Origin of the sequence: Paenibacillus sp. FSL M7-0134 (assembly GCF_038007865.1) — a bacterium.
In the GTDB taxonomy this organism is placed as follows: domain Bacteria; phylum Bacillota; class Bacilli; order Paenibacillales; family Paenibacillaceae; genus Paenibacillus; species Paenibacillus polymyxa_B.
Genome location: NZ_JBBOXV010000001.1, coordinates 784,726 through 799,034 on the forward strand (window position 1 = coordinate 784,726; position 14,309 = coordinate 799,034).

14 protein-coding genes and 1 riboswitch are annotated in these 14,309 nt (G+C 48.9%); of the genes, 4 read left to right on the forward strand and 10 right to left on the reverse strand.

Features of this window, described 5'->3' with window-relative positions:
* Nucleotides 1-99 precede the first annotated feature (99 nt).
* The 8 genes from abc-f to NSQ58_RS03415 form a co-directional block, all read right to left on the reverse strand.
* Nucleotides 100-2,175 (reverse strand): ribosomal protection-like ABC-F family protein, encoded by a 2,076-nt coding sequence (abc-f, locus tag NSQ58_RS03380; RefSeq protein WP_341056904.1) that lies wholly within the window; start codon nt 2,173-2,175, stop codon nt 100-102.
* 103 nt (nt 2,176-2,278) lie between these two features.
* A complete protein-coding gene (locus NSQ58_RS03385) occupies nt 2,279-2,422 on the reverse strand; it encodes an RAxF-45 family protein (RefSeq protein ID WP_016822706.1) in 144 nt (47 codons plus the stop codon).
* A gap of 80 nt (nt 2,423-2,502) precedes the next feature.
* The gene (locus NSQ58_RS03390; RefSeq protein WP_023990880.1) at nt 2,503-3,681 is read right to left on the reverse strand and encodes an MFS transporter; all 1,179 of its coding nucleotides are present in this window, start codon (nt 3,679-3,681) and stop codon (nt 2,503-2,505) included.
* 69 nt (nt 3,682-3,750) lie between these two features.
* A riboswitch (purine riboswitch) is annotated at nt 3,751-3,850 on the reverse strand.
* A gap of 57 nt (nt 3,851-3,907) precedes the next feature.
* Entirely contained in the window at nt 3,908-4,867 is a 960-nt protein-coding gene (locus NSQ58_RS03395) for an acetylxylan esterase (RefSeq protein ID WP_023990881.1), read from the reverse strand.
* Between the two features lie 11 nt (nt 4,868-4,878).
* Complete coding sequence (locus tag NSQ58_RS03400; protein WP_028540809.1) at nt 4,879-5,928, reverse strand: glycoside hydrolase family 130 protein; 1,050 nt, start codon at nt 5,926-5,928, stop codon at nt 4,879-4,881.
* Between the two features lie 60 nt (nt 5,929-5,988).
* Nucleotides 5,989-6,822 (reverse strand): carbohydrate ABC transporter permease, encoded by an 834-nt coding sequence (locus tag NSQ58_RS03405; protein ID WP_028540810.1) that lies wholly within the window; start codon nt 6,820-6,822, stop codon nt 5,989-5,991.
* 2 nt (nt 6,823-6,824) lie between these two features.
* The gene (locus tag NSQ58_RS03410; protein WP_053326360.1) at nt 6,825-7,709 is read right to left on the reverse strand and encodes a carbohydrate ABC transporter permease; all 885 of its coding nucleotides are present in this window, start codon (nt 7,707-7,709) and stop codon (nt 6,825-6,827) included.
* 66 nt (nt 7,710-7,775) lie between these two features.
* Complete coding sequence (locus NSQ58_RS03415; RefSeq protein WP_069080705.1) at nt 7,776-9,098, reverse strand: ABC transporter substrate-binding protein; 1,323 nt, start codon at nt 9,096-9,098, stop codon at nt 7,776-7,778.
* A 235-nt stretch (nt 9,099-9,333) separates the two neighbouring features.
* Here NSQ58_RS03415 and NSQ58_RS03420 point away from each other — a divergent pair, with 235 nt between their 5' ends.
* The 3 genes from NSQ58_RS03420 (at nt 9,334) to NSQ58_RS03430 (ending at nt 12,966) form a co-directional block, all read left to right on the forward strand.
* Nucleotides 9,334-10,509 (forward strand): AGE family epimerase/isomerase, encoded by a 1,176-nt coding sequence (locus NSQ58_RS03420; protein ID WP_069080706.1) that lies wholly within the window; start codon nt 9,334-9,336, stop codon nt 10,507-10,509.
* The gene (locus tag NSQ58_RS03425) at nt 10,506-11,705 is read left to right on the forward strand and encodes a glycoside hydrolase family 130 protein (protein WP_028540814.1); all 1,200 of its coding nucleotides are present in this window, start codon (nt 10,506-10,508) and stop codon (nt 11,703-11,705) included. The genes NSQ58_RS03420 and NSQ58_RS03425 overlap by 4 nt, the downstream gene beginning before the upstream one ends.
* A 247-nt stretch (nt 11,706-11,952) precedes the next feature.
* Nucleotides 11,953-12,966, forward strand: a complete 1,014-nt coding sequence (locus tag NSQ58_RS03430; RefSeq protein ID WP_023990888.1) for a substrate-binding domain-containing protein — start codon at nt 11,953-11,955, stop codon at nt 12,964-12,966.
* Between the two features lie 155 nt (nt 12,967-13,121).
* Here NSQ58_RS03430 and NSQ58_RS03435 read toward each other — a convergent pair whose 3' ends face one another.
* On the reverse strand, nt 13,122-13,334 hold the full coding sequence (locus NSQ58_RS03435) for a cold-shock protein (protein ID WP_023990889.1): 213 nt from the start codon (nt 13,332-13,334) through the stop codon (nt 13,122-13,124).
* A 119-nt stretch (nt 13,335-13,453) separates the two neighbouring features.
* Nucleotides 13,454-13,969: a DUF2179 domain-containing protein gene (locus NSQ58_RS03440; protein ID WP_023990890.1), complete on the reverse strand. Its 516-nt coding sequence runs from the start codon at nt 13,967-13,969 to the stop codon at nt 13,454-13,456.
* Between the two features lie 156 nt (nt 13,970-14,125).
* Here NSQ58_RS03440 and NSQ58_RS03445 point away from each other — a divergent pair, with 156 nt between their 5' ends.
* The gene (locus NSQ58_RS03445; protein ID WP_340857471.1) at nt 14,126-14,302 is read left to right on the forward strand and encodes a CsbD family protein; all 177 of its coding nucleotides are present in this window, start codon (nt 14,126-14,128) and stop codon (nt 14,300-14,302) included.
* Nucleotides 14,303-14,309: the final 7 nt, after the last annotated feature.

Sequence of the window (14,309 nt, forward strand, 5' to 3'; positions counted from 1 at the left end):
TCACTGCAAAAAAGGTAGCCCTTCAGTAAACGTTCTACCTCAGGGCTACCCTCTATATAAAATAAACTGTTTTCTATCCAGTAACTACTAGCCTGTCACCTACTCCAGCTCAACCCACTCGCCGAGCAACGCGTCCAGCTCGGCTTGCAGCCGCTCACGTGCGTCCCACAGCTCCGCCATGTGGATCGTATCGCCGCTTGTGCCGAGCAGCTCCAGCTCGGCATCCGCTGTCGCCAATTCTGCTTCTTTGGCGGCGATGGCCCGCTCCAACCGCTCGCTGGATGCAGCGGGCGTGCGTGATGGCTTCGCGGCCTTCGCTTCGCGGGCCCCAGACCCGGCAGCGGGCGAGCCCAAGCGATTTGAGCGTGCACGGCTCGCATCGGCTCCCGCAGTCGCTCCCGTATGCGCAGCCGGCCCCGTGCCATTGCTCGCTGCACTGGAATGTGCAGCTGTGCCCGAGCCTGAGCCGCCACCGGATGCGGCTCTGCTTGCAGATGTCGGGCGCGTCCCGGTACCCCCCTCGCTCTGTAGACGAGCGTTTTCCATCTCCCGCTTCTTCGCTCGGTACTCATCAAAGCTGCCCAGATAAAAGGTCAGCTTTCCAGCCTCCAGCTCCCACACGCGTCCTGCTAGCTTATTCACAAAATAGCGGTCATGTGAAATCGCCAGTACCGTTCCCGTGTAGGTGTCTAACGCTTCCTCCAGCGCCTCGCGTGAGTCAATGTCCAGATGGTTCGTCGGCTCATCCAGCACCAACAAATTTGGCTTTTTCATGACCAGCAACGCCAGCCGCAAGCGGGACCATTCGCCACCGGACAGCATGCTCACGGGCTTAAACACATCGGCACCGTAAAACAAATACTTCGCTAGCAACCCGCGCGCCTCGCCTTCTTCCACCCCTGCTTCCTCCTTGAAGTAAGCAAGCACAGTCGCTCGGCTATTCCGCTCTCTCTCTTGCTGCGCCAAATATCCATACTCCACGCGCGCACCCCACTGGACCGAGCCTGCATCCGCGCTTTCCTGACCAAGCAGCAGCTTGAGCAGCGTCGTTTTGCCTGAACCGTTATCGCCCAGCAAGGCCACCTTTTCACCGAATTCCAGGCTGCCCGTTGCCCCGTTTAATATTTGATGCTCTCCATAGGCTTTAACGATTTCTTCAAACTGTAGCACCCGGCGACCGGAACGATCCTCCAGCTTTAAGTGAAATTCCGCCCCCTGCGGGTCCAATACAGGCCGCTTCACCAGCTCCATACGCTCCAACGCCTTACGAATGGAGGCTGCTTTTTTGAAAAACTTTTCGTTGTCGCCATTGCGCCCCCACTCTTCAAAACGCCGAATGGCCTCTTTCATCTTTTTGATCCGCTTTTGCTGTTCCTTATAATCTTCAAATTGCAGTAGCAATCGTTCTTCCTTTTCCTTAACATAGCCGCTGTAGTTCGTATAATACGTAAACGCCTCGCCATCTTCAAGCTCAATCATTTTAACGGCGATCCGATCCAGAAAATAACGATCATGAGATACAACCACACACGCACCTGTGTAGCCCTGCAAAAATTGCTCCAGCCATTCCAGCCCCTTCAAATCCAGATGGTTGGTCGGCTCATCCAGCAGCAGCAAATCCGGTCGTCCAATGAGCTGTGATGCCAGCGCTATTTTTGTTTTCTCTCCACCCGACAGCGACCCGAAGCTGCGCGTATACATTCCTTTGGGAATACGCAGACCATCCGCTACCTGATCAATATTTGCATCCATTTCATAGCCGCCGTTGCGCTCAAACCGTTCCTGCAAGGCAGCATACGATTGCAGCAGCTTCTCCAGAAGGCCTACGTCTGCTGCCACAACCGGATCTGACATTTCCCGTTCCAGTGTGCTCATCTGATTGCGGCAATCCTTCAGCTCACGATAGGCGTAAGCCAGCGTTTCGTACACAGTAAAACTCTCAAACTCCGCCGGAATTTGCGGTAAATAGCCGATTTTCGTATCCTTGGCGATGACGAGCTGCCCTTCATCCGGGCGGGACAAACGTGCGATTAGGCGTAATAGGGTGGTTTTACCGCTTCCGTTGCGGCCGATGAGTCCCACCTTTTCTCCTGTATGGATATCAAACGATGCACCATCCAAAATCAGATTGGCAGCGTGGTATTTTTTCAATTGTTGACCGTTTACTATATACATGTTCAGGCTCTCCTTTATTTAGGAAGACCCTTACCTGGGTAACACAAAAAGAGCCGCAGGAGCAACCCCGCGACTCTTCGGAAGATACAGCAATCCGTTCGAGTTAAGGTAGGCGTCTTCTCGCGATGTTTACAACCGTATGATTAAAATTGGACAGACTTCTCCCGTTGTATGGAAAAGCATGAACAATGCCAGCCATAGCAATCGGCAGCTGGCTAATACGGTTGTTCAGCATCTCGTGATTCACCTACCTCACCTCCTTCTTCATAATTGTGTGTAGTATAACATGTTTGCTCGTATTATAAAAGAGGGCGATGGTTCAGCGAATTATGAAACAGAGTGGTGCCCTCTGACAGCCTGTGATGTCCCCGCTCTGGTAATCGAAAATACGCCGCAGACAAAAGCAACAATCACAAATGCCCCACCCACCCAAGCGTTCGTGGCAACAGATTCACTATTCTCAATCACTACTCCTCCCAGGGCAGAACCGAGAGCGATCCCGACCTGGAGTGCGGAGAAATTAAAGCTTTGCTGAATACTACCCGATTCGGGTGCATTTTCAATAAGATAACTTTGCATCGGGGGCGACAAGGCCCAACTCAGTATGCCCCAGATGATCAGTAGTGGCGCAAATACATAAATCGAGTGGATTGAGAATGGCAGCAAGAACATCACGGCGATAAACACGCCTACGACGACTAGAATACTTTTCGCTGTGCCGAACCGATCTGCCAAAGAGCCGCCAATAAATCCGCCGCTCACTGCCGCCAGCCCAAAGACAAAATAGGCCACACTAATCCACGAAGCGTTTAAGCCCATCATATTTTCTAAAAATGGAGTGAAATACGCATATAACGTGTAATGGCCCGCCAGTGTCAGCGTGGTCACCAGATGAGCACTGATGACTTTAACATTTTTTAAGGATTTCAGCTGATCGCGCATAGGCACAACATGTTCGGTCGGAATCCGCTCCATAAACAAGTTGATAACGATCATAGCAACGACCGTCAACAAGGCAATGATCAGGAAAAGCACCCGCCAGCCAAACGCATTTCCAATCAGCACCCCGGCTGGAATACCTAGAACGATGGAGGAGCTAACCCCCATGGAGATGACACCAAGGACACGGGCCTGATAAGCCTTGGACACCACTTTGACTGCAATGGTCAACGACAATGTCACGATCAGCGACCCGCTTGCAGCGGTAACGATACGGGATACAAACAAGACCGCATAATTCGGACTCCAGAAGGCCAGCAGACTTCCCAGAATAAAGATAAACATCGACCACAGGTACAGTCGTTTTCGTTCAATTTTGGCGGTCAACGCCAACAAAGTTGGCCCAGCAATAGCATACACGAGCGCATAGATCATGATAAGCTGTCCTGCCGTGCTTACGGAGACATTCAAATCCTGCGCAATTTGGGGTAGCACGCCACCGATAATCAGCTCTACTAAACCCACCGTAAAGGTCGCAATCGTTAAAATAACTACTTTGAAGTTCATTACATTAGCTCCTTTGCTGTCATGTAAATTCCCTCGTATTACGCAAAAAAATCCTGACCACAAGAAATGTACAAGACGTACACTTTTTGTAATCAGGATTTATCGGTTCCTGGTAGAGACCCTCAAACCATATTATTGAGGTTATACAAATGGGGCATTCATTTATTACGCATTCACGAAGGTTATAGCTATTACTATAAAGGAGCCTGTGGCTAAGTTCAACCCCCTACAGCCGCAAAAATTCGCTCATGGCACGATCCGACAGATAGGGTAGATACTCATGACCGTATTCGTGATACAGGAGTATTTCCTTGTCTGATACGATTTTATTGTACACCGCAAACTGCGTGGAGGGTGGACAGATGGTGTCCGACAGCCCTGTCACAAACAACACACGACCACGAATACGATCTGCCAAATGTTGAATATCGATGTAGCCTAGTCGGTGAAAGAGCTCCTCCTCGCGCATATGATTCGGATCAAACCAACGAAAATAATAAACCAGTTCTTCATATGCAGATGTAGTGGCATCCAGCGCCCAAGCTCTTTTATAGTCCGACAGAAATGGATATACCGGAACTGCCATACGGACACGTGGCTCCAATGCAGCGCAGGCAACCGTTAAGGCCCCTCCCTGGGAGCAGCCAAATGCGCCGATCCGTTCAGGGTCGACCTGCTCCATAGACATCAGAATGCGTACCGTCTGCACGGTATCCAAAAATACATTGCGGTAATACATCCGATCCGGGTCCGGGTCGTCAATCCCCCGGATGATATGGCCGCGAACCGTCGTTCCTTGAACCTGCAAATTGTCCTCTGATAGCCCTCCTTGCCCCCGGCAATCCATAGCCAGCACGGTGAATCCGTGTGCCGCATAGCTCACCTTGTCGAACCAGTCACCACTGTCGCAGGAATATCCATGAAACATGGCCAACGCTGGACCTTGTTCCGTAAGGTGCTTAGGACGAGCCAGCTTCCCATGAACCTTCGCTCCGCCCACTCCAGTAAAATATAGATGGTAACACTCCACCATCGGAGAGACAAAATCAGCAGGCTCCAGTGTATAATCAAGCGGCTGCCGCTCCAGCTCCTGTAATGCCCGTTCCCAGTATGCGTCAAAGTCCGGCGGCTTCGGGTTACTCCCCATATATGACTGCAATTGCTGTAAAGACATATCCTCTGGCATTCAAGTTCCTCCTACATCCGGCCCGACTCGCGGTCGTCTGCGACCACTTCATCCGTTGCGATAACATACTTCATAATGTCAGTTACTGTCGTGTATGCGATACCTACATACGTGTCAGCGGCTCCATAATAAATCGCAATCCGCCCAGTGTCCGCATCATGCAGCGTAGCACACGGGAAAACCACATTCGGCACAAAGCCCCGTTCTTCGTACCATTCCTCTGGGGTCAGCACGAAATTGGAGGAACGATATTTAACTTTAGACGGATCATCCAGGTCAAGAACGGCTACGCCCATACTGTATACCAGCCCATTGCACGTGCCCGTCACCCCGTGGTAGAACATCAGCCAACCCTCGGTCGTCTCAATCGGGGCCGGTCCGCCGCCAATCTTTACCGATTGCCACCAGCCCTGTCCGCCCTTGCTCATGACATGACGGTGCTTGCCCCAATAGACCAAGTCAGGACTTTCACTTAGAAAAATGTCGCCAAACGGTGTATGTCCGCTGTCGCTCGGACGGGATAGCAACATAAAGTTTCCGTTTAGCTTGCGGGGCAACAGCACACCATTGCGATTAAACGGCAGGAACGGATTTTCCAATCGTACAAAGCTTTTAAAATCCTTTGTTTGTGCTATCCCCAACGCTGCACCGTAAAAATCTGTACACCAGATGATATAATACGTATCCTCCACGCGGACCAGACGCGGATCGTAAGCATAATTAGGCTGGTAATCGCTTCCTTCCTCATCGACCAAATGCAGACGTTCTGTCTCAATGTCCCAAGCCAACCCGTCGTCACTCCAGCCTAGATGCAAATGCGGACGTCCATTAATCGTTTCAGCCCGGAATACCCCTACAAACCGTCCCTCATACGGAGCTACTGCACTGTTGAAAATACGGGCAATACCCGGCACCGGATTGCGTCCAATGACTGGGTTTTCAGTATGCCTCCACACCGGAGCCTCGCTACCTTCCGGCTTATCCTGCCACGGCATTTTCGACAGACTTTCTCCCAAAATTCGTACGTCACCTACATCCAAATCCACATTCAATTTACTCATACGTATATTCTCCTCTCACCGAGATACTTGATCTCATCATTTTTCTATTTCGCCGTTATTCTATTTCACTGAACCCTGCGCGAATCCGTTATAGATATATTTTTGTAATGATAAAAACGCAATCAGCGTCGGAATAATGGCAATGATAATGCCCGCGCTAATAACTTCCCATTGCGAGCCATATGGCCCTTTAAACTTGAACAGCGCCGTCGATATAACCTGAAGGCTTGTTTTGGGCATATACAGGAACGGGGTGTAAAAGTCGTTGTAAATATTAACGCCTTTGATAATGATCACCGTCACAATGGCAGGCTTCAGCAGGGGCAAGATAATGCGCCAGTAGATCGTCAGATAGGAGGCCCCATCCAGCATGGCTGATTCATCTAGCGCCACCGCAATGGAATCCAGAAATTGCAGAAAAATATACACCGCAATAATATCCGTTCCCAAATACAGCAAGATTGCCGCCCAAGGCGTGTTAAACAGCTCCAGCTTGTTGATAATTTGAAATGTCGATACCTGAGTCGTTACCCCCGGAATGAGGGTCGCGAGCAGGAACGCTCCGAGCATAAGACTTTTGCCCTTAAATTTAAAACGGTTCAAAATATACGCGATCATGGAACCCGTTAATGTGGCTCCGATGATCGAAATCAACAGGATAAAAGCTGTGTTCACAAATCCGGTCAGCATATTTCCATTAATAAAGGCTTTGGTATAGTTAGCCCAATTCAGCCAGTTCACGGGGGGAGTCAGAGGACTGGTTGCCGCATATTCAGTCTTCGTCTTCAAAGATGCAAACAAAATGACGACAATCGGCAGCAGTGCAATGAACGCACCTAGTAGTAGCGCCGCATACTTGATGCTGCTAGCCAGTATTATTTTCAGCTTATACATGATTAGTCCTCCTCTCCCCGAATTAGCAACCGTTGAAGCAGCGTAACAGCGATTACGATCAGCAGCAGAACAACCGCCATCGCCGAGGCCAAACCGACCTTGCTGTATTTGAATGCCACATCAAGCGTTTGAATGACGAATGTTTCGCTACCGTTGGAGCCACCGGTCATAATATACGGAATATCGAATGCACTGACCGCACCGCTAATTGCCAAGATGAGATTCAACTGCAAAATCCGCTTGATGCTCGGCAAAATAATTGAGCGGAACTGATGCCAGCGGTTGGCTCCATCGATATCGGCTGCTTCATACAAATCACTGGATATGGAAGAAATCGCACCGAGAAACACAATAAAGTTAAAGCCCATGTATCTCCAGATCGACGTGCCAGCCAGCGAAATATTGATAATCTCCGGGTTGCCCAGCCACAGCTTGACATACGAACCCAGCCCCACTGCCTGAAGCAGGGTATCGAGCGTGCCGTCTGGCTTAAAAAAGAATAGAAAAATAAAACCAATGGCCACCCCGTTCATTAGGGAAGGAAAAAATAAAACGCCTTTAAAGAAATTTTTAAACCAGGTCTGAAAGCTGAGAATGGTTGCAAAATAAAGGGCCAGACCCATCTGTACAAACGTGGCTACAAAGTAATACAGACTGACCTTAAACACCGAGAAATACTCGGGGTCGGTAAAGATTTTGATATAGTTTTCAAAACCCACATATTCCAGACGCTTACTATAGCCGTTCCAGTCCGAAAAGCTGTACTTAAACATATTGATCACCGGCAAGTACGCAAAAGTGATCAGCAGCGCTAGCGGAATAAATGAAAAGGCAACAATAATCGCCAATCTTTGTTTGGAGTAGCTGAGATTCGAAAATTTTAACATGCTGCACCTCCTGGCTATCCGTCCATCGACTGCTACGTCGATCCTTTTTTTCGTCAGTTCAGATGGCTATTTTGCTTCCTTTGCAGCCACTTCAGCACGCGCCTTCACCCATGCATCGTTCAGGTCTTTCATAATGGCGTCATACGATTCCGGGCGGTTACCAACCGCTGCCTCAATAATGCGTTTCTTGAAATCAGGCTGCCACAAACCAATTTCGCCCATTTTGTCTATTTTATCAACAATTCCTTCCTGTCCTTTTTGAGACGGAGTAAGCGTTTCAAAAACGACTCCCTGATCTTCGTATTGCTTCAAAATGCTAGGCATTGGGGCACCCTTCAGCGGACTAATACTGCCTGCCTGCTCTACAGCATAGTTGGACTTTTCGGTAAACCAGTCCACCCAAGCACGGGCCGCCGCTTTATTTTCACTGTTTACGTTAATACCGAGATTAAAATCACCCGCTAGCGGTACAAGTACCTTCGAGGCATTCGTCGGGAAAGGCATAAAACCGATATCTTCCTTGTTAGGAGCTGTGCTTTTGATCTGGTCAATCGCCCAAGAGCCAAGTACCATCGCACCGATTTTGCCTTGAGCGAGATCCGCCTTGGAGGTCTCCCAATCCGTAGTCGTTGGATCTTTTTCAATCAGGCCTTTTTTAGCTGCATCGTACAGGACCTTATACAGTTCATAGTGGGGCTGTCCTTTCGTGAAATTGTCATCTGTATTCGGCTGTGTGATATTCACGTATTCCTTCGTACCCGCCAATGTTGCCAGACTAGACTCCCACTGAGTCAGTGCCCAACCAGAGGCATAGTTCGTAAACAGCGGCACTGCCTTGGTTTTGTCCTTAATCTGCTGTAACGCTGTTAGGAATTGGTCCGGTGTTTTGGGAAGCTGCGTGATTCCTGCGTCCTTGAACACCTTTTTGTTATAAATCACACCAGAGTAAACCATCGCAATCGGAATACCGTAACTGTTATGATCCACCGTACGTTCTTCAAGGCCGGTATACTTGTTTTTCATCTCCTCATAAGTACCCAGTGGCTCGAAAAAATTGGGCAGCTCTTCAACTGGAATACTGCCAGGAATCAGCAAAACATCTCCGTAATCCCTGGTCCCCATCCGGATTTTAATTTGGCCCTCATAGTCGGCCAATGCCTGAAAATTGACCTTCACGTTCGGATAAAGCTTGTTAAATTCCTTGGCGTAGTCCTGAAACACCGTATCCACAATATCTGTCCGCTGTGTGATAACCGTAATTTCACCTTCCACATCCTTTGGATCAGAGCTGGCTGCTGGTGTATCCGATGCTTTTGGAGCACAGCCTGCAAACAGCCCCGCTAACAAAACCACGGATAGTAATGACATCAAAACCTTGGACAACTTCATGAGACGACTCCTCCTGTTGTTTTCGAATAAGGTTATCGTTAAAGTAACAAAATCATTTTATTATGTTAGCGCTTACTATGTCAATTGCAATATTCTTTTTGTAAAGTGGAATGGGTCACATCTTATAAAAAAACACCAATTTAGCATGGTTGACAGTTTACAAACAGCTAGATATGATAATCCTGTAAAGTTAACGATAACCTAATAATTCATTTTCCGAAGGAGGCTTTGTCTCTTGGAAACATTACTGGACGAAATTAGACAGGAATGGAAGGAGCACATACTCCCATTCTGGCTTGGACTGAAGGATGAGACACACGGTGGGTTTTACGGCGAGGTGGATGTGGATCTGCACACTCATAACCAAGCCGACAAAGGCGGGATTGCCACTGCACGGCTACTCTGGTCATTCTCGGCGGCTACCCGTGTAACAGGGGAAAATACCTATGCAGAAGCCGCACGACATGCATTCACATTCCTGCGAGATCACCTGCTTGATCCATTACATGGAGGAATGTACTGGATGGTGGACTACACCGGGCAACCCGTAGACACGTGCAAGCATGTATACGCACAGGCATTCGCGATCTATGCGCTAGCAGAGTATGCACGTGCCACAGACGACCCGAATGCATTGCCACTAGCTATGGAGCTGTTCCACCTGCTGGAGCAAAAAGGATATGATCGCATCCGACAGGCATACGGCGAACAATATGACCGCTTGTGGAACACGCAGCCTAATGAGCTACTCAGCGAAAATGGAGTCACCGCGCATATCACCATGAATACGCATATTCATGTTTTGGAGGCGTATACCCAATTGCTGCGCGTCTGGCCAAATGAAGAGGTTCGAGATGCACTGACGAACGTACTGGATATTTTATATCATCGTGTTTACGATGCTTCTGCCCGGCGACTGGGGGTATTTTTCGATCGTGAATGGCGCTCTCTGCTTGACCTGACCTCATATGGTCACGACATCGAAGCCAGCTGGTTGATTGAAGACGCTATGAATGTGCTGGGTTATTACCCGTCAGAATACGTGGATATGGTGATGGATATTGCCAATGCGGTAGCAGAGCGCGCTGTTCAGCCAGACGGATCGCTCATCAATGAGCGGGAAGGAGAGCGAGTAGACACCTCACGTATCTGGTGGGTACAGGCCGAGGGGATGGTTGGTTTTTACAATGCGTTTCAACGTACAAAAGACGAACGTTTTTTGCAAATTGTGAAAAATCTATGGTCCTATACCCGGCAATATATCATCGATCCGCGCCCCGGAGGCGAATGGTTCTGGTCAGTTCAAGCGGATGGTAAGCCTGATGCGAGAGAGATTGCAGGACCCTGGAAGTGCCCTTATCACAACAGCCGATTTTGCATAGAAATGCTAGAAAGGATGGAAAACCAATGATCCATAGCAAATACAATGAGCTGCGGTTGCAGCAAGAGGAACTGATTACACGCCCCAATGAGGTTAAAACTACCTTTTATAATGGTATCTACGAACGCTACCTCTATCCAGTGCTCACACGCCATCATGTTCCACTTCACTGGCGGTTTGATCTGGATGCGCAAACTAATCCCTTTTTCATGGAGCGGCTGGGTGTAAATGCGGCATTGAATCCAGGGGCAATCTATCATGAAGGAAAATACATTCTTGTTTCGCGTACCGAGGGACTGGATCGAAAATCATTTTTCGCTTTAGCAGAGAGCGATAACGGCATTGATCAATTTCGATTCATTGACGCCCCCCTAGTATGGGAGGATATCGACCCAGAAGAAACAAATATGTACGATATGCGGCTGGTGAAGCATGAGGACGGCTGGATTTACGGTATTTATTGCTCAGAGAAAAAAGACCCTGACGCACCACCTCACGATACCTCCAGTGCTGTCGCTCAGGCCGGACTGGTCCGTACTCGTGATCTTCGTACATGGACCCGGCTTCCCAACATCACTACCCAGTCCCCACAGCAACGCAACGTTGTCCTGCACCCTGAATTTGTGGACGGTCAATACGCCTTCTATACTCGTCCCCAGGACGGATTTATTTCCACCGGCTCGGGCGGAGGCATCGCCTTCGGCCTGTGCAAAGATATTACACAACCCGTGATTGAACACGAAACCGTCATTGATGAGCGTTGTTATCATACGGTGTACGAAGCCAAGAATGGTCAGGGCCCTGCCCCGATCAAAACCAGTCGCGGCTGGATTCATATCGCTCACGGGGTACGCAATACGGCCGCTGGGCTGCGGTATGTGCTGTATACCTTTGCCACCAGTCTGGAAGACCCTACGCGCGTCATCGCTAAGCCCGGCGGGCACTTTCTGGCTCCTTATGATGAGGAACGCGTGGGCGACGTTTCGAATGTTATTTTTTGCAATGGGGCAGTCGTTAACGAACAAGATGAAGTCTTTATTTACTACGCATCCAGTGATACCCGTATCCACGTAGCGACGACCACCATCGCTCGACTGGAGGACTACACCTTCAATACACCATCCGACCCGTTGCGCTCTCTCAGCAGCGCCGCTGTTCGTCGTGAGCTAATTCATCACAATGAAGCGCTATTGCAAGCACACTCCCGTCCTTCCCAGCGGACATAAGCCGCAGGCTTTATCCTGCTTGCGGAACCATGTATACTATCCATAGAACAACTGTTACCCGCAGGCTAATAGTTGTTCTATGGGCAGCCATGCTGCCAGTCTTTGTATCTTTACAGGACAGCAACCCTGCTAAGTCTTTTGGATTTTTACAGGCGGCTAAGCTACTGATATATTCCCCAGCATTTTGCATCCATTCTCTGGATTAGGCAAAATGCTTATCTTTTTAAAATTGGAAGGCGGAACAGGAATGAAGAGCAACGTAACGATGCGGGATATTGCAGATAAGCTGGGAGTAAGCAGCGTGACCGTGTCGAAGGCGCTCAATGACAAGGATGGGGTTAGCGAGGAGCTAAAAGAGCGTATTAAGACGCTCGCAGGAGAAATGGGTTATCGTTTCAATACCGTTGCCAAGTCCATGAAGGAGGGCCTCACCTATAACATTGGTGTTGTCATCCCTGAACGTTTTACCGGCCCTGGCCAATCGTTTTATCTGCACATCTACCAGCAAATTTCACGGGCACTGGAGCCATACGGCTACTACGGTATCCTTCACATCCTCCATCGCGAAGACGAAGAACAGCTTAATCTGCCACGTATCTATTACGACCGCAAGGTGGACGGCTTCATTCTCCTGGGCCAAGTGAGCAAGCCATATATTGAGCTTGTACAAACCATGGACCTACCCAAAATGTTTCTCGATTTTTATGATGAGCATGCCGATATCGACTCCGTGGTGACGGATAATTTTTACGGAGCCTACGAGCTGACCAACTATTTGATCGCCCAGGGACACCGGGATATTGCATATGTGGGTAATATCTATTCCACCAGTAGTATTCAGGATCGTTTCCTCGGCTACTATAAATCCTTGCTGGAGCACAGGTTGCCCCTCCGTAACGAGTGGGTGCTCAGTGACCGGGACGACGAAGGTACTTATGTTGAAATGGAGCTTCCTCAGCCGCTACCAACTGCCTTTGTATGTAACTGCGATCAGGTCGCTCACAATCTGGTGCATAAGCTCATTGGTCTGGGATACCGCGTACCTGAAGACTGCTCTGTGGTCGGCTTTGACAACGATGTATACGCCACTCTTATTGTTCCGCAACTGACCACGGTCGGAGTAGACATCGAGCAGATGGCACGTACCGCGATTGATTCGATGATGAAAAAAATAAGCCATCCCGGTAGCCGCTTTGGTCGAGTCCTGGTGCAGGGACATATTGTATATCGTGATTCCGTGCAGCCCATCCAGAGACCATGATCAATGCATACCTTACTTGGGGACAGGTCACCCCTACTCTAATTTCCACAACCAAAAGCCGCTCAGCATGTCGCTGGAGCGGCTTTTGACGTTCATAAATTCTGCAGTGTGATCATCGTACTCACATTCAATTGTAGATTTTGCAAAATCCTGGATTAGGAGCGCTGGGCGACAAAGGAATTGCCCGCCCGATTGAGAATCGGCAGCATCCGCATTTCTTGCCCCATCGAGGCTTGGCAAAGCGGACAAGCAGGCTCGTTCAAAAAGGTGAAATCCGTTCGCATCCAACCGTTGCAACCCTCGTTTGTACACGACCAAATAGCCGTATTTTCCTCTGGAATGATTTCCGGGGCCTGGCGTCTGTACATCTATATTCCCCCTCGGTTTTTATAGGGTAATATCCCCTGTCGGCTTACTGTTAATTTCCACCTGTCCGGGTATTAATATGCTCTAACGTCCAAAAAATATGCGCAATTTACCAAAATGTTTATTTACGGATAGCCTTGGTCCAGAAGCCGCCATGAAATTGCTTCGGCTCTACCGTAATGACAAAAGCCTTAGGATCCAGCTCCAGAATGGACTGATACAGCTTATTCTGGTTTTTCCGTTTAGCCAAAATTTCCATCACCAGGCGCTCTCCATCACGTCCACTGCCCAGCCAGGCTGTAACACCGTATCCTTTGTCCCGTAGCGCATTGGCAATTCCTCCATTGATCTCATTGCTGATCACCTTAACGGTGACATAACCAAGCGCTATTTTTTCCTCAATCCATGCTCCAATAAGAATGCCCAATGCATAGCCAATGGCGTATACTGCAAGACTTGCCACTTGATCCAGGTACTTAAGCACAACATTCAAGCCCAACACATAGACCGTAACTTCCACGGTGCTAATGAGCGCAGCAATGTACTTCTGTCCTTTCAACGTCAGAATCATGCGTAGTGTATACGCCGATACGTAAATAATTTGAATAACAAGAATAAACAATAAAATTTTGAGCATGCGCTCACTCCCCACTTCACGTTCTGATTTAACCCGTATCCAACATTATACCCCCGTCTGTGATATACAGCCTCTGGTTTCGTATTACCCTCGCTCGGGTAATGACTAACTACAGCATGCTGAATGAAAATTCGATCACATAAGGAGGGCTACAACATGAAGGATAACGGAACTAGCGATAAAATCAAAGGTAATGTGAACAAAGCCAAAGGTGAAATCAAGGACCAAATCGGGAACGCTACCGATAATAAGTCCCTTCAAGCCGAAGGTAAACTGGATAAGGCCAAAGGCCATATTCAGGAAACAGCAGGCAAACTGAAGGACGGCAAATAATCCTGAA

Bases quoted from the DNA above. Each gene is read 5' to 3' on its own strand.
- NSQ58_RS03405 (WP_028540810.1), bottom strand. From the start codon at position 6,822: ATGTATAAGCTGAAAATAATACTGGCTAGCAGCATCAAGTATGCGGCG.
- NSQ58_RS03395 (WP_023990881.1), bottom strand. From the start codon at position 4,867: ATGCCAGAGGATATGTCTTTACAGCAATTGCAGTCATATATGGGGAGT.
- NSQ58_RS03445 (WP_340857471.1), top strand. From the start codon at position 14,126: ATGAAGGATAACGGAACTAGCGATAAAATCAAAGGTAATGTGAACAAA.
- NSQ58_RS03430 (WP_023990888.1), top strand. From the start codon at position 11,953: ATGAAGAGCAACGTAACGATGCGGGATATTGCAGATAAGCTGGGAGTA.
- abc-f (WP_341056904.1), bottom strand. From the start codon at position 2,175: ATGTATATAGTAAACGGTCAACAATTGAAAAAATACCACGCTGCCAAT.
- NSQ58_RS03415 (WP_069080705.1), bottom strand. From the start codon at position 9,098: ATGAAGTTGTCCAAGGTTTTGATGTCATTACTATCCGTGGTTTTGTTA.
- NSQ58_RS03410 (WP_053326360.1), bottom strand. From the start codon at position 7,709: ATGTTAAAATTTTCGAATCTCAGCTACTCCAAACAAAGATTGGCGATT.
- NSQ58_RS03400 (WP_028540809.1), bottom strand. From the start codon at position 5,928: ATGAGTAAATTGAATGTGGATTTGGATGTAGGTGACGTACGAATTTTG.
- NSQ58_RS03440 (WP_023990890.1), bottom strand. From the start codon at position 13,969: ATGCTCAAAATTTTATTGTTTATTCTTGTTATTCAAATTATTTACGTA.
- NSQ58_RS03435 (WP_023990889.1), bottom strand. From the start codon at position 13,334: ATGTACAGACGCCAGGCCCCGGAAATCATTCCAGAGGAAAATACGGCT.
- NSQ58_RS03390 (WP_023990880.1), bottom strand. From the start codon at position 3,681: ATGAACTTCAAAGTAGTTATTTTAACGATTGCGACCTTTACGGTGGGT.
- NSQ58_RS03425 (WP_028540814.1), top strand. From the start codon at position 10,506: ATGATCCATAGCAAATACAATGAGCTGCGGTTGCAGCAAGAGGAACTG.